The sequence below is a fragment of the Bradyrhizobium sp. AZCC 1588 genome, assembly GCF_036924735.1.
Lineage (GTDB): Bacteria > Pseudomonadota > Alphaproteobacteria > Rhizobiales > Xanthobacteraceae > Bradyrhizobium.
The window spans coordinates 2,533,662-2,552,933 of sequence record NZ_JAZHSC010000001.1 but is presented as its reverse complement, the minus strand read 5'-3'; the positions used below and the strand labels follow the sequence as shown (position 1 = coordinate 2,552,933).

17 protein-coding genes and 1 pseudogene are annotated in these 19,272 nt (G+C 63.2%); 11 read left to right on the top strand and 7 right to left on the bottom strand.

Features of this window, described 5'->3' with window-relative positions; genetic code table 11:
• Nucleotides 1–6 precede the first annotated feature (6 nt).
• The gene (locus V1277_RS11960) at nucleotides 7–1,221 is read left to right on the top strand and encodes an ABC transporter substrate-binding protein (RefSeq protein WP_334416320.1); all 1,215 of its coding nucleotides are present in this window, start codon (nucleotides 7–9) and stop codon (nucleotides 1,219–1,221) included.
• 281 nt (nucleotides 1,222–1,502) lie between these two features.
• Nucleotides 1,503–3,083 (top strand): tannase/feruloyl esterase family alpha/beta hydrolase, encoded by a 1,581-nt coding sequence (locus tag V1277_RS11955; protein WP_334420343.1) that lies wholly within the window; start codon nucleotides 1,503–1,505, stop codon nucleotides 3,081–3,083.
• A 34-nt stretch (nucleotides 3,084–3,117) separates the two neighbouring features.
• Here the strand turns inward: V1277_RS11955 and V1277_RS11950 are convergent, their stop codons facing one another.
• Entirely contained in the window at nucleotides 3,118–4,392 is a 1,275-nt protein-coding gene (locus V1277_RS11950; RefSeq protein WP_334416319.1) for an NAD(P)/FAD-dependent oxidoreductase, read from the bottom strand.
• 340 nt (nucleotides 4,393–4,732) lie between these two features.
• Here V1277_RS11950 and V1277_RS11945 point away from each other — a divergent pair, with 340 nt between their 5' ends.
• The 7 genes from V1277_RS11945 to V1277_RS11915 all read left to right on the top strand — a co-directional run bounded on the left by V1277_RS11945 (nucleotide 4,733) and on the right by V1277_RS11915 (nucleotide 11,145).
• Nucleotides 4,733–5,062 (top strand): hypothetical protein, encoded by a 330-nt coding sequence (locus V1277_RS11945; protein ID WP_334416318.1) that lies wholly within the window; start codon nucleotides 4,733–4,735, stop codon nucleotides 5,060–5,062.
• Nucleotides 5,063–5,950 carry a sigma-70 family RNA polymerase sigma factor gene (locus tag V1277_RS11940; RefSeq protein ID WP_334416317.1) on the top strand — a complete coding sequence of 296 codons (888 nt, stop codon included), beginning with the start codon at nucleotides 5,063–5,065 and terminating at the stop codon, nucleotides 5,948–5,950.
• Between the two features lie 416 nt (nucleotides 5,951–6,366).
• Nucleotides 6,367–7,542: an ABC transporter substrate-binding protein gene (locus V1277_RS11935; protein ID WP_334416316.1), complete on the top strand. Its 1,176-nt coding sequence runs from the start codon at nucleotides 6,367–6,369 to the stop codon at nucleotides 7,540–7,542.
• A gap of 260 nt (nucleotides 7,543–7,802) precedes the next feature.
• The gene (locus V1277_RS11930) at nucleotides 7,803–8,720 is read left to right on the top strand and encodes a branched-chain amino acid ABC transporter permease (protein ID WP_334416315.1); all 918 of its coding nucleotides are present in this window, start codon (nucleotides 7,803–7,805) and stop codon (nucleotides 8,718–8,720) included.
• Nucleotides 8,717–9,664: a branched-chain amino acid ABC transporter permease gene (locus V1277_RS11925; RefSeq protein WP_334416314.1), complete on the top strand. Its 948-nt coding sequence runs from the start codon at nucleotides 8,717–8,719 to the stop codon at nucleotides 9,662–9,664. Before V1277_RS11930 ends, V1277_RS11925 begins: the two co-directional genes overlap by 4 nt.
• Complete coding sequence (locus V1277_RS11920) at nucleotides 9,657–10,424, top strand: ABC transporter ATP-binding protein (protein ID WP_334416313.1); 768 nt, start codon at nucleotides 9,657–9,659, stop codon at nucleotides 10,422–10,424. The genes V1277_RS11925 and V1277_RS11920 overlap by 8 nt, the downstream gene beginning before the upstream one ends.
• Complete coding sequence (locus V1277_RS11915; protein WP_334416312.1) at nucleotides 10,417–11,145, top strand: ABC transporter ATP-binding protein; 729 nt, start codon at nucleotides 10,417–10,419, stop codon at nucleotides 11,143–11,145. The genes V1277_RS11920 and V1277_RS11915 overlap by 8 nt, the downstream gene beginning before the upstream one ends.
• A 265-nt stretch (nucleotides 11,146–11,410) precedes the next feature.
• Here the strand turns inward: V1277_RS11915 and V1277_RS11910 are convergent, their stop codons facing one another.
• Together V1277_RS11910 and V1277_RS11905 are read right to left on the bottom strand one after the other, a co-directional pair.
• Nucleotides 11,411–12,847: a glutamine synthetase family protein gene (locus V1277_RS11910; RefSeq protein WP_334416311.1), complete on the bottom strand. Its 1,437-nt coding sequence runs from the start codon at nucleotides 12,845–12,847 to the stop codon at nucleotides 11,411–11,413.
• A 108-nt stretch (nucleotides 12,848–12,955) separates the two neighbouring features.
• The gene (locus tag V1277_RS11905) at nucleotides 12,956–14,314 is read right to left on the bottom strand and encodes an aromatic ring-hydroxylating dioxygenase subunit alpha (RefSeq protein WP_334416310.1); all 1,359 of its coding nucleotides are present in this window, start codon (nucleotides 14,312–14,314) and stop codon (nucleotides 12,956–12,958) included.
• A gap of 95 nt (nucleotides 14,315–14,409) precedes the next feature.
• Here V1277_RS11905 and V1277_RS11900 point away from each other — a divergent pair, with 95 nt between their 5' ends.
• Complete coding sequence (locus tag V1277_RS11900; RefSeq protein WP_334416309.1) at nucleotides 14,410–15,201, top strand: IclR family transcriptional regulator domain-containing protein; 792 nt, start codon at nucleotides 14,410–14,412, stop codon at nucleotides 15,199–15,201.
• On the opposite strand, the gene V1277_RS11895 is transcribed toward V1277_RS11900, so the two are convergent.
• From V1277_RS11895 to V1277_RS11880, 4 genes and pseudogenes are all read right to left on the bottom strand, one after another.
• Complete coding sequence (locus V1277_RS11895; RefSeq protein ID WP_334416308.1) at nucleotides 15,182–15,724, bottom strand: hypothetical protein; 543 nt, start codon at nucleotides 15,722–15,724, stop codon at nucleotides 15,182–15,184. The two genes, V1277_RS11900 and V1277_RS11895, sit on opposite strands and share 20 nt — an antisense overlap.
• Before the next feature lie 46 nt (nucleotides 15,725–15,770).
• The gene (locus V1277_RS11890) at nucleotides 15,771–15,992 is read right to left on the bottom strand and encodes a hypothetical protein (RefSeq protein ID WP_334372318.1); all 222 of its coding nucleotides are present in this window, start codon (nucleotides 15,990–15,992) and stop codon (nucleotides 15,771–15,773) included.
• 5 nt (nucleotides 15,993–15,997) lie between these two features.
• Nucleotides 15,998–16,357, bottom strand: coding sequence for a PilZ domain-containing protein (locus V1277_RS11885; RefSeq protein ID WP_334372320.1), 360 nt, complete (start codon nucleotides 16,355–16,357; stop codon nucleotides 15,998–16,000).
• Nucleotides 16,358–16,535: 178 nt separating this feature from the next.
• Nucleotides 16,536–17,442 (bottom strand): annotated as a pseudogene (locus V1277_RS11880) (helix-turn-helix transcriptional regulator).
• Nucleotides 17,443–17,569: 127 nt separating this feature from the next.
• Here V1277_RS11880 and V1277_RS11875 point away from each other — a divergent pair.
• Entirely contained in the window at nucleotides 17,570–19,126 is a 1,557-nt protein-coding gene (locus V1277_RS11875) for a benzoate-CoA ligase family protein (RefSeq protein ID WP_334416307.1), read from the top strand.
• Nucleotides 19,127–19,272 lie beyond the last annotated feature (146 nt).

Genomic DNA, 19,272 nt, shown 5'->3' with positions numbered 1-19,272 from the left:
AGAACAATGAGGGGTTTAAGGTTAGGTCTCGCGCTTGCCTTGTCTTGCATGGCGTCGGGCGCGGTGTGCGCGGAGATTTCCGAAAATGTCGTGCGCATCGGCGTGCTGAACGACATTTCCGGTATCTTCCAGGACACCAACGGCATGGGCTCGGTAGAAGCCGCGCGCATGGCAGCGGAGGATTTCAACGGCGGCGGCAAGGGTATCAAGGTCGAGATCGTCTATGCCGATCACCAGAACAAGGCCGACGTCGGTTCGGCGATCGTGCGCAAATGGCTCGACGTCGATGGCGTCGATGCCGTGGTCGACGTGCCGAATTCCGCCGTTGGGCTCACCATCAACTCGCTGCTGCGTGACAGCCGCATGACGTTTCTTGCGTCGTCGACGGCGAGCTCCGACCTGACCGGCAAGGCCTGCTCTCCCAACACCATCCAGTGGGTCAATGACGCCTGGGCGACCGGCAACTCGACCGCGGCGGCGATGATGGCGCGGGGCGGCAAGGAATGGTACTTCATCACGGTGAATTTTGCGCTCGGCCAGGGCATCGAGGCCGAGGCCACCAACTACATCGAGAAGCACGGCGGCAAGGTGCTGGGCTCGGCTAAGCATCCACTCAACACGCCGGACTTTGCCTCGCTTCTGCTCCAGGCGCAGAATTCCAAGGCCAAGGTCATCGGCCTTGCCAATGCCGGCGGCGACACCGTCAACGCGGTGAAGCAGGCGGCAGAGTTCGGGCTTCAGCAAAGCGGGCAGACGATGGTGGCATTCCTGCTGTTCATCAACGACGTCCATGGCATGGGGCTTAAGGTAGGCCAGGGCCTGCAACTGTTCGAGGCGTTTTACTGGGACATGGATGAAAACACCCGCGCGTTTGCAAAGCGCTTCGCGGCGCGGCCGGGCGTGAACGGCAAGATGCCAAGCGGCAATCAGGCCGGCGTCTATGCTTCCACGCTCGCCTATCTCAACGCAGTGGCCGCGACCGGCAGCGATCACGCCAAGGATGCGGTGCCTGAGATGAAGAAGTTCAAGGGCAAGGACAAGCTGTTCGGCGACGTCACCATCCGCCAGGACGGCCGCGTCATCCACCCGATGTACCTGTTCGAGGTGAAAAAGCCGGAAGAGTCGAAATATCCTTACGATTACTACAAGCTGGTCTCGACCATTCCGGCCGACCAGGCCTTCCGCCCACTCGCCGACGGCGGCTGCTCACTGGTGAAATGAAAGTGCTCTCCCTCTCCCGCTTGCGGGGGAGGGGCCGGGGTGGGGGTATCGCCGCATAAAGAACCCGAGACGTTGGCGTCGTTCTTGCCTCGTCTTATTTCTGATTGACGCCCGCTTCGCCTGCACCACCATTGTAGGCCAGACGGCTGGTCAAAAACGCTGCTGCGACAGCGAAGGGGGAAACGATGCAACGCCTCAGATTCCATATTCGCACGTCGATCCAGTTGGCCTCGCTGCTCGCTGCGACCTCATTTCTTCCCGCAGACGCGACGGCCGCAAAGATGGTCGGCGATCCCGCCGCGACCTGCAGCGATTTGATCCGGCCGGCCGACAATGCCGTGCGGATCGATTCTGCGACCATGGTTGCGCCGTCGCCGCTTGCCGTAGCCGAAAGAGCACCGACGCCGGCGGCGCGCATCACGCCGGCCAATCCGGAATTCTGCAAGGTCCTCGGCCAGATCGCGCCGGCCGATCCCAAGGCGCCGCCGATCAAATTTCAGGTGAATCTTCCGGTCGAGTGGAACGGCCGCTCGCTGCAATATGGTGGTGGCGGCTTCAACGGCGTGCTGATCACCGGGCTTGCCTTGCCGCCGGCGTATCCGTTCGGCGCGCCGTCGCCGCTGGCGCGCGGCTTCGTCACCTATGGCACGGATTCCGGCCACGAGACCAAGCCGGGCGAGCCGCCGCAGACGTTTGCGCTCAACGACGAGGCCTTTGAGAATTTCGCCCATCGTTCCTACAAGCGCGTGCGCGACGCCGCGGTTGCGCTGATGCTGCGCGCCTACGGTAACCCGCCGGCCAAACTGTATTTCATGGGATCGTCGGAAGGCGGGCGCGAGGGGTTGACGATGGCGCAGCGCTATCCCGACGATTTTGACGGCATCTTTGCCCGCGTGCCCGTCATCAACTGGGTCGGATTGCAGCATGCCGGGACGCGGTCGGGGCTTGCAACGATGGGTGAGGGCTGGATCCGTCCCGCGCAGGTCGAGCTCGTGGCCAAGGCGGTGCTTGCTGCCTGCGACAAGGCGGACGGCGCCGAGGACTCGCTGGTGCTGGACCCGGTTGGCTGCAAGGCGAAATTCCAGCCGGACACACTGCGTTGTGCGCCGGGCCAAAGCGGCGACCAGTGTCTGAGCGAGACGCAGATCGCGGCGATCAAGACGCTGCATTCGACGTATAAGTTCCCGTTCTCCCTGGAGAACGGTCTTGACGATTATCCGGGCTGGGGCGTCTCCGGCGAAAACACCCCTGCGTTCGGTCCGACCGGCGGCTGGGTCGCCTGGTGGCTCGGCAAGGCGGCGCCGGCGCAGCCGCCGCTGCCTGCCAACGGCATCGCCTGGATCTACGGTGCGGGCGGCATCCAATATGTCTTCGCGCGCAATCCGAAGCTCGACGTCACGACCTACAAGCCCGAGGATCACAAGGAGCGCCTGCTGCAGGTATCGCGGTTGATGGATTCGACCAATCCCGACCTCAGCCGCTTTGCCTCCCGCGGCGGCAAGCTCGTGATCCTCGAAAACATGGCTGATTATGCCCAGAGCCCTTACGCAGGGATACGCTACTTCGAAAACGTGCAGCGCACCTTGGGCCGCGAGAAGACCGCAGAGTTCGCCCGCCTCTATACCGCGCCCGGTGTCGACCATGTCGGCTCCGGCGCGCCTGCCAATGTCGACATGCTGGCCGTGCTGGTCGACTGGGTCGAGAACGGCAAGGCGCCCGGCGACCTCGAGGTGATCGAGCAGAAGGTCGAAGCGCCGGCGTTTGAGACCACGCGCTCGCTGCCATTGTGCCAATGGCCGGCATGGCCGCATTACAAATCGGGGCCGACGAGTAGCGCGGCCAGTTTTGCCTGCGCGCGGTGAGGGGCTCCGCCCGCACGATCCCTGCGAAGCGAGCCTATCCCGTGACCTTGCTCGAGCCCTGCGTGATCAGCCGCGCCGCGCGCTGGTCGCGGGCGTGGATCCACAGCCAGCTCAAGGCGACGCTGAGCCGGTTGCGCAGGCCGATCAGGAAGTAGATGTGGGCGATGCCCCAGATCCACCAGGCGAGGTTGCCGCGCAGCTTGATGCGGCCGAAATCGATCACGGCCTTCTTCTTGCCGATCTGCGCGAGACTGCCGGCATGCTTGTAGCGGAACGGCGGCAGCGTGCCGCCGCTCAAGCGTGCCTTTATCAGCGCCGCCACGTAGCGCCCCTGTTGCTTGGCCGCCGGCGCGATGCCGGGCACGGGATTGCCGTCGGGGCCGGCGATCGTCACGGTATCGCCGATGGCAAACACGTCGGGATGGCCGGGCACGGTCAGATCAGGCTCGACCTTCAGGCGGTAGGCGCGGTCGGCGGGCGCCTTCAGCCATTCCGCTGCGCGCGAGGCGCGCACGCCGGCCGCCCAGACGATGGTCCTGGCCTCCAGCCTGTTGCCGCCATAGACGACGCCGTCGATCGCACATTCCGTGACCGGCTGCCCCAACACCACTTCGACGCCGAGTTCCCCCAGCGCGCGCTGCGCATAGGAAGAGAGGTCTTCGGGAAAGCCCGCGAGCACGCGCGGGCCGGCCTCGATCAGCACAACGCGGGTCTTGTGGGTGTCGATGTTGCGAAAGTCCGGCGGCAGCGTGTCCTTGGCGAGGTCGGCGATGGTCCCGGCCATTTCGACGCCGGTCGGGCCCGCGCCAATGATGACGAAGGTGAGTAGCGCCGCGCGGCGTGCCGGATCCTTTTCGCGCTCGGCGCGCTCGAAGGCGACGAGGATGCGCCGCCGTAGCGTCGTGGCATCCTCCAGCGTCTTCAGGCCTGGTGCGAACGGCTCCCATTCATCGTGGCCGAAATAGGCATGGCGGGCGCCGGTGGCGAGGATCAGCGTGTCGTAGGAAATCGTCTCGCCGTCTTCGAGCAGCACGCGCTTTCCCTCGGCATCGACGCCATTCACATTGGCAAACAGCGTCGTCACTTCGGGGCGGTCACGCAGCAGATAGCGGATCGGCCAGGCGATTTCCGACGTCGCCAGCGAAGCGGTCGCGACCTGGTAGAGCAGCGGCTGGAACAGATGATGGTTGCGGCGGTCGATCAGCGTGATCCGGACCGGCGCACCGGCGAGGCCAAAGGCGGCTTCCAGTCCGCCAAAACCGGCGCCGACGATCACGACGTGATGGGGTTCTTTCGGCACGGTCGTCATGGAACGGGACCCCCGGTTTCAGATGTCTCAACGCATTGGATTATGTAGCCATTTGCGGCTCCGCTCCAATACGTCTTTGTCAATCGACCGATAGCGAAAGTGCATCGTGCTGTCGTCCCGGCCCTTATGCGCAATTGCGCATCAGGAGCCGGGACCCATAACCACAGAAGATTATTGTTGAGAACGCTGGAGCCACAGCACAGCGCAACAACAAAAATCCTGTGGTTATGGGTCCCTGCGTTCGCAGGGACGACGGCAAAATAAATTTCCTGCCACCGCATCCTTTGCCCAATCCCAAACGTCCTTTGGGCTCGAGATGGCCGCAGAACAGGAGAAAGCCATGAGACGAACCGTGATCAGGTACAAGACCAAGCCGGAAATGAGCGACAGGAACGCCGAACTGGTGGCGGCGGTGTTTGCCGAATTGCAGGCGGCCCAGCCGGAGGGCTTTCGCTATCTGTCGCTGCGGCTGGAGGATGATACGTTCATCCATTTCGTCGAGACCGCAGCCGATGACGGCTCCAGCGCTTTGCCGAAACTGGCGGCGTTTCAGGCGTTCCAAAGCGGCATTCGCGAGCGTTGCGCCGAACCGCCGCTGCCGAAAGGCGTGACCATCGTCGGCAATTATCGCATGTTGCGCGAGACCGAGAACGCGCTTGCCGGAGTTTGAATGACAGTGGGTCCCGAGACGTCCGGCGCGTTCGACATCGAGCGCCTGCTGGTGGCGATGCGCCCAAGGCTGCATCGCTACTGCGCGCGCATGGTGGGCTCCGTCATCGACGGCGAGGACGTGCTGCAGGATGCCATGATCAAGGCGGTGGAGGCGCATGCCTCCGCCGGCACGCTCGGCAATCCCGAAGGCTGGCTGTTCCGCATTGCGCACAACACCGCGCTGGATTTTCTGCGCCGGCGCAAGCGCCAGGAGGCGTTCCGGGGACCAGCGGAGGTGGACATGATCGTTGACCAGCTCGATGCCGTGGCAAGCCGCCAGATCGCCGCGACCTCCTTGCGCACCTTCATGCGGTTGCCGGTGCCACAGCGTGCGAGTGTCATCCTGATGGACGTGCTCGGCTGCTCGCTGAAGGAAATCTGCGACGTAATGGATTGCAGCCTGCCCGCGGCCAAGGCCGCGCTGCATCGCGGCCGCGCGCAATTGCGTGAAATTGCCGACGAGCCGGACGACACGCCGCAGCAAAAACTATCGGACGCCGATCGTGAGCGGCTCGGCGCCTATGTCGCCCATTTCAACGCGCGCGATTTCGATGCCATCCGCGCCATGATCTCGGACGATGTCAGGCTCGATCTCGTCAGCAGGACCCACTTGCGTGGCAAGGCCGAAGTGTCGCGCTATTTCGGCAATTACGACAAGGTCAGCGACTGGCGCCTGGTGGCGGGCCTGGTGGAGGGGCGTCCCGCCATCCTGGTGTTCGATCCCAACGAAGGCGATGCAAAGCCGAAATATTTCGTGCTGCTGGGCTGGTCGGCCGGCAAGGTCGCGACCATCCGGGATTTCCGCCACGCGCCTTACGTCATCGATGGCGCGGAATACCTGATCTGAACGAGTGCTTCCTGGAAGGTGAAGGTGGGAATGCGCGATTCCACCCTTGCGAAAAATTGTTTTAAGCCTAAAATGATTTGTGTGAGACGGCGCTGCCGGGCGCCCTCGGTATTGATCTCGAGCCTTTCATGGATGGAAGCGAGGGGAGATTGAAAATGTCAGGTAGCCCCCTAGCCGGTCCCTTGGTCCGTCTGGGGCAACCGGCATTATATTTCTTGCCATCCCCGCCATCCGCGAATTATGGTGCAGGTGGCTTAAGCATGCGCCGAAGGTTCTAACCGGAGCCTTGGGTTCATGCTTGCCGCTGACCGGCGATTTCGCGCACAAAATACCTCACAGATAAGAGGCGCGCGGAGCAAGCGTTGCCGGTCGCCCGGTTGACCGGGTTTTGAGTGATAAACAGGAGGGGAGTGATTATGAAAAAGGCATTCTGGCTGGCAGGCGCAACAATTCTGGCGCTGGCGCAGCCCGCGCTCGCTGGCGACACCATCAAAATCGGCTTTGTCTCGACCTTCAGCGGCCCGACCGCTGTGATCGGCAACGACATGCGCAACTCGTTCGAGCTGGCGCTCGACCATCTCGGCCGCAAGATGGGCGGCAAACCGGTCGAGGTGATCTATGAAGATGACGGCCAGAAGCCTGATGTCGGCAAGCAGAAGACCGAAAAGCTGATCCAGTCCGACAAGGTCGATTTCATCGCCGGCTATATCTGGTCGAACGTGCTGCTGGCCTCGCTGAAGACCGCAGTGGATTCAAGGACCTTCCTGATCTCGGCCAACGCCGGTCCCTCGCAGCTCGCCGGCGATCTCTGCTCGCCTTACGTGTTCTCGACCTCCTGGCAGAACGATCAGACCCCGCAGGCGGTCGGCACCTACATGAACCAGAAGGGCGTGAAATCAGTGTTCCTGATCGGCCCGAACTACGCCGCCGGCAAGGACATGCTGGCCGGCGTCAAGAGCACCTTCAAGGGCCAGGTCGTCGGCGAGGAATACACGGTGTGGCCGAGCCAGCTCGACTTCTCCGCCGAGCTCACCAAGGCCAAGAATTCCAAGGCCGAGTCGATCTTCGTGTTCTATCCCGGCGCAGCCGGTGTCCAGTTCCTCAATCAATACGCCCAGGCCGGACTGAAGGGGCAGATCCCGCTCTATACGGCGTTCACGATCGACGAATTGTCGCTGCCGCTGCAGAAGGAAAACGCGATCGGTGTGCCCGGCGCGCAGCAATGGGTCAACGATTTGCCGTTCCCGGAGAACAAGAAGTTCGTCGAGGACTATCGCAAGAAGTATACCGGCCTGCGCCCGACCTTCTACGGCGCGCAGTCCTATGACGCCGCGAACCTGATCAACAGTGCGGTGGTTGCGGTGAAGGGCGATACCTCGAAGAAGGACGAGATGAAGGCCGAGATGGAGAAGGCCAACTTCAAGTCCGTGCGCGGCCCGTTCAAATACGGCAACAACCACATTCCGATCCAGAACTTCTACCTGCAGGATGTGGTCAAGGACGCCGACGGCCAGCTCTCGCTGAAGACAGTGGCGACCATCGTCAAGGACGACCAGGATCGCTTCCACGACAAATGTCCGATGAAGAAGTGATTGTTGGCATGGCCGGTGCATGATCGCCGGAGCGCGCCCTCGGGCTTGACCCGGGGGCGGTTAACGACAGATCATCCGCCCAACAAGAAAAATGGCGGCGGCGCAGATGTGCTGCCGCTGTTTTGTTAGGGCATGATCCGGACCCGGAGGGCCACGTTAGTGCAAAGTGGGAACCGGTTTTCCGAAAAGATCATGCCCAAAAATATAAAGATAGAGCGGGATGACGCGTCATCACGCTCTAGGTCCAGAGTTTAGGATTCATGCTCGTCCTTATCGAACAATCGCTGAACGGCCTGCAGTTCGGCCTGTTGCTGTTCCTGCTGGCGGCCGGCTTGACGCTGGTGTTCGGCATCATGGACTTCGTCAATCTGGCGCACGGCTCGCTCTACATGATGGGCGCCTATTTCGCCGCGACCTTCGTGGCGTGGACGAATAGTTTTGTGCTCGGCATATTGCTCGCGCTCGGTGCCACGCTGTTACTGGGCATCGCGCTCGAATTCATCGCACTGAGACACCTCTACGGCCGCGACCATCTCGATCAGGTGCTGGCGACCTTCGGGCTGATCCTGTTCTTCAATGACGCGGTGCGGCTGATCTGGGGTCCCGCCGGCCTGTCGCTGCCGCTTCCGCCCTGGCTGACCGTTCCGGTACAGATCGTCCCCGGCGTGTTCTATCCGGCCTACCGGCTGTCGATCATCGTGGTCGCGCTGGCGGTCGCGGCATTGCTTTATATCGTGGTGATGCGGACCAAAATCGGCATGCTGATCCGCGCCGGCGCCTCCAACCGTGAAATGATCGGCGCGCTCGGCATCAACATCAAGCTGCTGTTCACGCTGGTGTTCGGGCTTGGCGCGGCGCTCGCAGGCCTTGCCGGGCTGATGCAGGCACCGATCCTCACCGTGCAGATCGGCATGGGCGAGAACATCCTCATCCTTGCTTTCGTCATTATCGTGATCGGCGGCATCGGCTCGATCCGCGGCGCCTTCATGGCCGCGATCTTCGTCGGCATGATCGATACGCTCGGCCGCGCCTTCCTGCCCGATCTCCTGCGCACCGTGCTGAGTTCCGCCGCCGCTTCCACCGCCGCACCCGCGCTGTCATCGATGCTGATCTATCTCCTGATGGCCATCGTCCTCGTCGTGCGGCCGGAGGGGCTGTTTCCGGCTGCCAAGCGATGAAATCTCACATCAACGCCCGCAACGTCATCGTGGCGCTCGTCGCGCTTGCCCTCACCTTGCTGCCGGCCTATTCGGCACTGACCGGCAACATCTTCATCCTGACGCTGTTCACCCGCATCGTCATTTTCGCGCTGGCGGCCGCGAGCCTCAATCTCATCATGGGCTATGGCGGCATGATGAGCTTTGGCCACGCCGCCTATCTCGGCATCGGCGGTTACGCGGTGGGCATCCTCGCCCACGAAGGCGTCGGCTCCGGCTTCATCCAGTGGCCGGTCGCGCTCGCCGCGTCCGCCCTCTATGCGCTCGTGATCGGCGCGCTCTCGCTTCGCACCCGCGGCGTCTATTTCATCATGATCACGCTCGCCTTCGCGCAGATGGCCTATTACATCGCCTCGGGCCTCTCTCGCTATGGCGGCGACGACGGCCTCACCATCTACAAGCGCAGCACTTTCGGTGGCCTGATCGACCTGTCGAACCGGGTGCAGTTCTACTATCTCTGCCTCGGCTGCCTGTTCGGTGGCGTCTATCTGATCTGGCGCATCGTCAATTCCCGGTTCGGTATGGTGGTGCAGGGCGTGCGCTCCAACGAGCAGCGCATGCAGGCGATCGGCTTTCACGCCAACAGATATCGTCTCGTCTGCTTCGTGATCTCAGGCACGATCTGTGGCCTGGCCGGCGCGCTGCTCGCCAACAACACCGATTTCATCAGCCCGGCTGGGATGTACTGGACCCGCTCCGGCGAACTCATGGTGATGGTGGTCTTCGGCGGCATGGGCTCGCTGTTCGGTCCCGTCCTGGGCACCATCGTGTTCCTCCTGCTGGAAGAAGTCCTGTCGCAATTCACCGAATATTGGGCGCTGATCATGGGCCCGCTATTGCTGCTGATCGTGCTGTTCGCGCGCGGCGGCATCATGGGCCTGCTCGGGAGGTTGAGCCGTGGCTGATCCTCTGCTCCGTGTAGAAAACCTGGTCCGAAGTTTTGGTGGCATCAAAGCCACCGACAATCTGTCGCTCGATGTCGTGCCGGGCGAACTGCATGCCATCATCGGTCCCAACGGCGCCGGCAAGACCACGCTGATCAGCCAGTTGACCGGACAGTTGATGCCGAATTCCGGCACCATTCACTTCGCCGGCCGCGAGATCACGCGGCTGCCGTCCTATCAGCGCAGCCGGCTTGGCCTGGCGCGCTCGTTCCAGATCACCTGCCTGCTGCCGGATTTTACCGCAGCCGATAATGTCGCGCTGGCGGCGCAAGCGCATGACGGCCACTCGTTCCGCTTCTGGGGCTCGGCGCGCAAGGAGAGGCATCTGCGCGACGCGGCGCAGGCGGCGCTCGCGCGAGTAGGGCTCGCCAGGCGCGCCGACGTGCTGGTGTCGGAGTTGAGCCACGGCGAACAGCGCGAGCTCGAACTTGCGGTGGCGCTCGCCACCAAGCCGCAATTGCTGCTGCTCGACGAGCCGATGGCCGGCCTCGGGATCACCGAATCCGCGCGCATGGTGGCGCTGCTCAAGGAATTGCGCAAGGAAGTCACCATCGTGCTGGTCGAGCACGACATGGAAGCGGTGTTCGCGCTGGCCGACCGCATCACGGTGCTGGTCTATGGCCGCGTGATCGCCTCGGGCGATCCAGACGCCATCCGAAATAATGAAGAAGTCAAGCGCGCCTATCTCGGCGACCAGCACGTGGTGGTGAGCCATGGCTGAATCAAAAACCGCCGAAACCCTGCTCGAAGTTGAAGGGATCGAGACCCGCTACGGTCTCAGCCAGGTGCTGTTCGGCCTGTCGCTGAAGGTTCAATCGGGCGAGATGGTCGCCCTGATGGGCCGCAACGGCATGGGCAAGACCACCACCATCCGCTCCATCATGGGCATGACGCCGGCCCGCGCGGGCACGATCCGCTTCGCCGGTGAGCAAGTGCGCAGCCTGCCGTCCTACAGAATAGCAAAACTCGGCATCGGCCTGGTGCCGGAAGGCCGCCAGATCTTTCCGAACCTGACAGTCTACGAGAATCTGGTGGCGGCTTCGGGCAACCGCTCCGGCAATCCCGATCCCTGGACCATCGACAAGATCCACGCGCTGTTCCCGCGGCTTGCCGAGCGCGGCAACAACATGGGCGTGACCTTGTCGGGCGGCGAGCAGCAGATGCTGGCGATCGGCCGCGCGCTGATGACCAACCCGAAGCTTCTGATCCTCGACGAAGCCACCGAAGGCCTCGCACCGCTGATCCGCGAGGAAATCTGGAACTGCCTGTCAATGCTGAAGGGCCGCGGCCAATCCGTGCTGGTGATCGACAAGAACGTCGCCAACCTCTCCCGCATCGCCGATCGCCACTACATCATCGAGCGCGGGCGGACGGTGTGGACGGGGACATCAGAGCAGTTGATTGCCGAGCCTGATCTGCAGCACCGGTATCTCGGGATTTGAGGGCGCCGTAGGGTGGGCAAAGGCGCACCAGCGCCGTGCCCACCATCCATCCCGTCGGACGCCCGATGGTGGGCACGCTTCCGCCTTCGCTCGTTGAGCTACGGCGGACAAGTCGCTTTGCCCACCCTACGATTCCGGAGATTGGGGCACGGCCGATCCGCCCGTCATTGCGAGCGCAGCGAAGCAATCCATGCTTCCGCTTGCTGATTGATGGATTGCTTCGCTGCGCTCGCAATGACGACTGAGAGAGCGGAGTTTCCCAGCCTCAAAACATCTCGAAATATTCGCGGTGCTCCCAGTCCGACACTTCGGCCTGAAACCGCTCGATCTCGGCGTTCTTGATGTGGACGTAATAGTCCACGAACTCCGCCCCCAGCGCCTGCCGGAAGAACGGATCGTCCTGCAGCGCGAACACCGCCTCGCGCAAACTCTTCGGCAACAACGCCGCCTTGGTCTCGTACGGTGCATCCGCTGACGGTCCCGGATCGAGCTTGCGGTCGACGCCGTCCAGGCCTGAGAGAATCTGCGAGGCCATGTAAAGATACGGGTTCGCCGCAGGCTCGCCGATGCGGTTTTCCAGCCGTGTGGCCGCATCGCCCGGACCGCCGAGCACGCGGATCATGACGCCGCGGTTGTCGCGGCCCCAGATCGCGCGATCCGGCGCCAGCGAATAGGAGCGGTAGCGCTTGTAGCCGTTGATGGTCGGCGTCGTGAACACGGTGGATGCGCGGGCGTGCTCCAGCAGTCCCGCGAGATAGGCGCGTCCAAACGAGCTCAGCACCTCATCCTTTTCGCCGGCCATGAACGCATTCTCGCCGCTTGCGCGCGACACCAGCGATTGATGCAGGTGCCAGCCTGAGGCGAAGACATTGGGCAGTTTTGGCCGGCACATGAAGGTGGCGTGATAGCCGTGGCGGCGCGCGATCTGTTTTACGGCCGATCTGAACAGCACCATGTTATCGGCGGGCGCGAGGCCCCTGGTCGGTTGGAAGGTGAATTCGCACTGGCTCGGACCGAACTCGACCTCGACCGATCGCAAGGGAAGCCCGAGCGCCAGCACGTCGCGGCGGATGATTTCCAGCGCCGGCTCCATCTGGTCGTAGCGCTGCTCGGTGAGATATTGGTAGCCGTGCGACAGCAGACTGACGGAAGGCGGCCGACCCGGCTGGCCGGCATCCTCCGGCGCCATATGCGCGTCGTCGAGCTTGAAGAGATGGAATTCGACTTCGAGCCCAGCCACGAAATCGTAGCCGCGCTGCCCGAGCTGATCGATCACCTTGCGATAGAGATGCCGCGTGGCGAACGGCACCGGACGGCCATCGTTGAAGTAGAGATCGCACAGCAGCCAGCCGGTGGTCGGCGCCCACGGCAGCACCCGAAACGTGGTGGGGTCGGCGACCATCAAGACGTCGGCGGCGCCCTCCATCTCCTTCATCCCGAACCCGCCGCCGGCGGTGAACACCGGGAACACCGTCTTGTGCGAGGTGTCCTTGGCCAGCATCGTGGTGGTAATGGAGCAGCCGCTTTCTAGCGAGGCGATCGCTTCGCTGGCGACCAGCGTCTTGCCGCGCAGGATGCCATGTTGATCGGGGAAGGACAGGCGGATGACTTCGAGATTTTTCTCCTCGACGATCCTGCGCAGGCGGCTCGCGGCCTCCTGCTGCTCGTTCGACCACAGCCCGTGACGTTCTACGAAACTCAACGTCTATCCCCCATCTTCCGTCATTCCGGGGCGATGCGCAGCATCGAACCCGGAATCTCGAGATTCCGGGTTCGGCTCTGCGAGCCGCCCCGGAATGACGGTGCTAAATCACTCTGCCGCCGTAAGGTGGGGCACCTTGCCGGAAATCTCCGCCGGCACCGGCGCGGCCCAGGGCGCGCCGCGGCGGCGCTTGACGTCGATTTCCATCCAGTAGATTTCCCAGCCCTGCGTGGGCCCGATGCCGTCCATCGTGGCAGGCCCCTGGATCGAGCGCGCATGTGCCGCGTCGAGGAACAGCATAGGCTTCTCGCCGCCGACCACCTTCTCGATCTCCTGCCGCAGCAGGCGGCGATACTGCACGATCGCCTTGTCGGATTGTCCCAGATGCTCGTTGGTGCGGTCCTGGATCGGGCCCATCGACTCCACCGCCCATTGATCGTGGACGTTGATGTCGGTCCCCATGCCGGTATAGGTCGCGGTCGCCTGTTCGTGCGGATCGAAACCGTAATCGTTCGACTTGTTCTTGCGCGACTTGTAGTCCGGCAGCTCATAGAGCTCGAGACGCTGGTCGCGCATCTTCGTCTTGTCGACCGGCGTCGTGTAAGAGGTGAAGATCGCGTACCAGTAGCAGTTCTCGTCATCGATCGGCACGTGCCACTGCGTGATCGTCATCTCCGTGCTCATCGGGATGACGAAGCCGTGCGGGAAAAGCTGGTTGGTGACGCGCACATGGGTGCGCTCTTCGTCAATCTCGCGCAGCGCGATCAGGCGCAGGCCATATTCGGTGTGCTCGACATTGATGATCGGGTTGTCGTATTCGCGCAAAATCTTCGTCATCGGCATGTCGCTGCCGGCGGATGCGCCGCGGAACTGCTTGCCGTAGGCAGTGGAAGTGTCTTCGTCCTCGAAGAAGCGGTGCAGGAAGGAGGCGTGCGCCGGATCGATGCCGACTTCCAGCGCCTGCAGCCAGTTGCAATTCATGTGGCCCTTGAACGCAAAGGTATGGCTGTCGGGCGCCACAAAACAGTCGATCTCCGGAAACGCCGGCGGTTCGCCTTCGCCGAGATAGGCCCAGAGGATGCCGCTCTTCTCGACCACGGGGTAAGAGCGCTGCTTGATGCCCTGGCACAGCTTTGAGTCTTTTGGCTCGGCCGGCGTTTCCAGGCATTGGCCGGAGACATCGAACAGCCAGCCGTGGAAGGCGCAACGCAACCCGCCATTCTCCAGCCGCCCGAACGCGAGGTCGGCGCCGCGATGCGCGCAGTGGCGGTCGATCAGGCCGTAGCGGCCTTGCTCGTCGCGAAACAGCACGAGGTTTTCGCCGAGCAGCTTTACGGGGCGAACCGGCCGCGATCCCTGCAGCTCGTCGACCAGCGCCGCCGGCTGCCAGTACATCCGCATCAGCTTGCCGCACGGGTCCTTGCGGCCGGTGCGGGTGATCAGGTCGTTCGCTTCCTGGCTCATCATGGCGAGGCCTCCGATATCAGATTTGTTCGCCTATTGAACTTTTGTGCGATTTTAACGTAGGCTTGGCGCGAGGCAAGCGGATTATGGAGGCAGCGATGCCGAAGCTTAAGCGCGCGGCGGACGCAGACAACCGCGGCGCGACCGATTTCATCGAAAGCCTCGATCGCGGCCTGCGGGTGCTGGAGATATTCGGCGGCAGCCGGCAGCCGATGACGCTGAGCGACCTCGCCAAGGCGGCTGAGCTGCCGCGCGCGACCGCGCGGCGCATCCTCTTCACGCTCGAACGCGCCGGCTTCGTCGTAACTGACGGCAAGCTATTCCGCCTGACACCGCGCGTGCTGGTGCTGGCGTCAAGCTTTCTCGCCTCCAACCATGTCGTCTCGGTGTTGCAGCCGGCGCTGGATAGACTGTCAAGCGAAGCGCAGGAAATCTCCTCGATGGCGATCCTCGACGGCAACGATGTCGTCTTCATCGCGCGCGCCAGCCCGACACGAATCTTCTCGTCAGGCATCGATATCGGCTACCGGCTGCCGGCGTTTTGTACTTCGGTCGGCCGTGTCCTGCTGTCGCGCCTGGCTGATGACGAAGTGGCCGCTGCGCTCGACCGGATGGAGCTTGCGCCGCTGACGCCGTTCACCGTCACCGACAAGAAGCGGCTCCTGAAGACGATCGTCGCCGATCGCGCGCAGGGCTATTCGCTGGTCGATCGCGAAGCCGAGCCGGGTTTCCGCTCGGTCTCGGTGCCGGTCCGCCGCTACGACGGCGCGATCGTCGCCGCCATCAACATGGGCGCGCATGTCGACCGCGTGTCCGCGGAAGAGATGGTCGAACGCTTTCTGCCCCGCCTGCGCGAGGCGGCGGCGTCGGTCAAATCGATGCTGGTGTGAGTCCGAAATGGCGGACGATGTTCTGCGCGATTGCCTCCGCCGAATTCAGTTCGGTATCCAGCCGGACACAATCGGGCCGCGGCACTGCCGTGAAGTCGTAGCTGTCGAGAAATCTGGTGAGGGCTTCGCCTGAAGCCATCTTGCGTCGCGCTACCCGGTCGGGATTGCCGACCCGCTTCATCGCTTCTTCGCGCGAACAATGCAGGAAGACCGGCAGCAAATCGCCGCCGTACCGTTGTACGATCTCCTCGAAATTCGCGAACTGGACGCGATCGTCGGGCTCGGCGTAGCAGAACGTCATCACCAGCAACGGTACGCCGTTCGCTGCCGCGGCATTGAGCGCCGACGATCTGACGTCGTGGACAAGCTCCCAGAATCCGGGCGCGTCGAAGTCGAAGATCGTACGTGCAAGATCGATCGCCGCGTGATTGTCCATCAGCCGGCCCGGCACCATCCGGAGCAGAGCGTTGGCGACCGTCAGCTTGCCGACCGCGGGTGAGCCATGGAGGAAAACGAGCTTCATGCGCCATCAGTATCGCGAACAGGCCCGAAGTTCGAGGGCACCCGGGCTAGTGCTTGAACGCCGCGGCGATCGCCTCGAACTGGGCGACGACCTTCGGCGTCACCAGATAGTGCAGGATGCCCGCAACCGAGAGGCTGACGGCCATGGCGACGAGCGTGTATTGCGCGGTGAACACGGCCAGAAGGATCGTGCGCAGGCGGCGTCGGCGCACCTTCGGTGCCCGGGCGACGGCAAGGATGGCGTCGTCTTCGCCTTCAACGCTGCTCATGCGTTCTAATGCTCGGACAGAAGCTGATCGAGACGCGACTGCAGCCGCCGGTTGGCCCGTTCGGTCGCGCGCAGCTTGCGTGCCCGTTCCAGCGGAATGACGTCGCTCGTCTCTTCTACATCTGAAAACGCCAGCCCGGCCGCGTTGTGGTCGCGCCAGACGAGGCGGGCCGGGCAGGAGAGGCCCCTGCGCCCGATCTCGAAATCGATCCGGTCGGGGACGATGGCAGAGTTCTCGAATTCGATCTTCGCGCCACGCCTGCTGAAATTACGCACGACACAGGCAAGCGTCGAATTGCGCGCGTTGAACGCGACCATCCCGCCGTAATAGACGCGGGCTCTTTGGTGTTGACGGCGCTCCAGCATGATAGTCCCCCATGCGATTAACGCTTTAGTAACACTCCTTCAGCGTGTGTTACAGCCGTCGCTCGCATGGAACTTGTGCGGTGGTTAACGGTCGCGCTTGCCATCGGATGCAACCGTCGAGCGCGTACCTTCGGCCTGGCCGAAACAGCCGTTACGAATGGCGCTTTCGTAGAAGCGGTCAGGACGCTGCGCTGCGCAGGCCGAACGCGTGCTTGTCATGCAGCACCGGCGCGACCGCATCGCTCAGCCGCGCCGCCGCCGCGTCGACGGAGAGCCCTGCGGTATCGACCACGGCTGACGCCCGTGCATAGAGCGGTTCGCGGCTGACCAGGATGTTGCGCAATTCCGCCATCGCGGAACGGTCGTCGGCCATCGGGCGCAAATCGCCCTGGCGGCGGACGCGGGCCATGTGCTCTTCCGGCTCGGCCTTGAGCCAGATGGTGTAGAACGACGACAGGATCAGGTCGAAGGTCAACGGCTCGGAGACGATGCCGCCACCGGTCGCCAGCACCATCAATTCCTTGCGCGCCAGCAATTGCGTCAGTGCCGCCTGCTCCATGCGGCGAAAGCCTTCCTGGCCGTAGAGCGCGATGATCTCGGCGACGGACAAGCCGTTCTGCGCCTCGACCTCCTTTGTTGAGCTCGACGAATTTCCAGCCGATCTTCTTCGCCAGCATCCTGCCGAGGGTGGATTTGCCGGCGCCGCGCAGGCCGATCAGGGCGATGCCGGCAAAGGAAATCCGCCGCTGCGCCGATAGGCCGCCGCCGGCCAGCGCATCCTTGGCCTGCGCAATCTGCGCCGGCGTTGCCTTGCGCAAGAGATCGCGGATCACGGCCCAATCCGGCGCGGGCTCGGCTGAGGGAATGAGATCTTCGAGATGCGCGCCCATCGCGTTCGATACGCGTCTGAGCAGCACGATCGAGACGTTGCCCTTGCCGCTTTCGAGCTGCGCGATGTAGCGCTCCGAAATTCCAGAAACTTTTGCGAGCACTTTTCGCGACATGCCGCGAAGGGCGCGCATGGTGCGCACACGCTGGCCAAGCTGCTCGAGAAAGCCGGATTCGGGGTCGCTGGCCTCGGTCATTTCCCTCGTTCGGCATTGCGTCGGGGTGAACGGATTTCGGAAACATAATGCCGATGAGGATTGACAGCAAGCGTAGCCGGTGTCTTTGTATGAATTATAATTCTTAAAAACTCAGGGGAGAAGTGTCGTGAGCGGCACGTCCGGTTCGTACAATGCGGTGACCTGGCTGCTCGACCGCAATGTCGAGGAGGGGCGCGGCGCCAAGCTCGCCTTCACCGATACCGTCACCGAACTCACCTATGGCGAGCTGCAGCGGCGGACCCGCCGCGTCGCCAACATGCTGCGCCGGCTCGGCGTCCGCCGCGAAGAGCGCGTGGCGATGATCATGCTCGACACAGTGGACTTTCCCGCGGTGTTTCTCGGCGCGATCCGCGCCGGCGTCGTGCCGGCGCCGCTCAATACGCTGCTGACGTCGGAGCAGTACGCCTACATTCTCGGAGATTGCCGCGCGCGCGTGCTGTTCGTTTCCGAAGCGCTGCTGCCGGTCGTCAAAGATGTCGTCGCGCGGATGCCGGACCTCGAGCATGTTGTCGTGTCGGGCAAGGACGCCCACGGCCACAAAAAACTCTCCGATGAACTCGCACGCGAGAGCGATACGTTCGCGACCGCGGCGACGCATCCCGACGAGCCGGCGTTCTGGCTCTATTCGTCGGGCTCGACCGGCATGCCGAAGGGCGTGCGGCATCTGCATTCCAACCTCGCCGCGACGGCCGACACCTACGCCAAGCAGGTGCTCAGCATTCGCGGGGACGATGTTTGTCTCTCGGCGGCAAAACTGTTCTTTGCCTATGGCCTCGGCAATGCGCTGACGTTTCCGATGTCGGTCGGTGCTTCCACGGTGTTGCACACGGAACGGCCGACGCCGGCTGCGATGTTCGCGCTGATGAACAAGTACAACCCGACTATCTTCTACGGCGTGCCGACGCTGTTCGCCGCGATGCTCAACGACGAGACGCTGAAGGACGCGCGCGCCGGCAATCGCTTGCGCATCTGCACTTCCGCCGGCGAAGCGCTGCCGGAATCGGTCGGCAACGCCTGGAAGGCGCGCTTCGGTGTCGACATTCTCGACGGCGTTGGCTCGACCGAGCTGCTGCACATCTTCCTCTCCAATGCGCCCGGCGACATCAAATACGGCTCCTCCGGCCGTCCGGTGCCCGGCTACAAGGTGCGGCTGGTCAATGAGGCCGGCGCCGAAGTGGCCGATGGCGAGGTCGGCGAATTGCTGGTGGATGCGCCCTCGGCCGGCGAGGGCTACTGGAACCAGCGCGCCAAGAGCCGTTCGACCTTTGAGGGCCACTGGACCCGCACCGGCGACAAATACACTCGCGACGCCGATGGCCGCTACACCTTCTGCGGCAGAAGCGACGACATGTTCAAGGTTTCCGGCATCTGGGTCTCGCCGTTCGAGGTCGAGAGCGCGCTGATCACCCATCCGGCCGTGCTCGAGGCCGCCGTCGTCCCCGAAGCCGATCCTGAAGGACTGTTGAAGCCGAAAGCCTTTGTCGTGCTGCGCGCCGGCGCCAGGACGGATGATCTGCATGAAGCATTGAAGGAACACGTCAAGCAGAAGATCGGCCCATGGAAATATCCGCGCTGGATCGACGTGGTGGACAGCCTGCCGAAGACGGCCACGGGGAAGATTCAGCGGTTCAAGCTGCGGGATGGCGAAACGGCGAAGGCATGATGGACTTGTCATTCGAAGTGCAAAGTGTTGCCGCAAGTGGCGCTCGTTCCCTCCCCCCTTGCGGGGGAGGGCTAGGGAGAGGGGTAAGCCGCAACGGCGGTGCGCGTGGCTACCCCTCTCCCCAACCCTCCCCCGCAAGGGGGGAG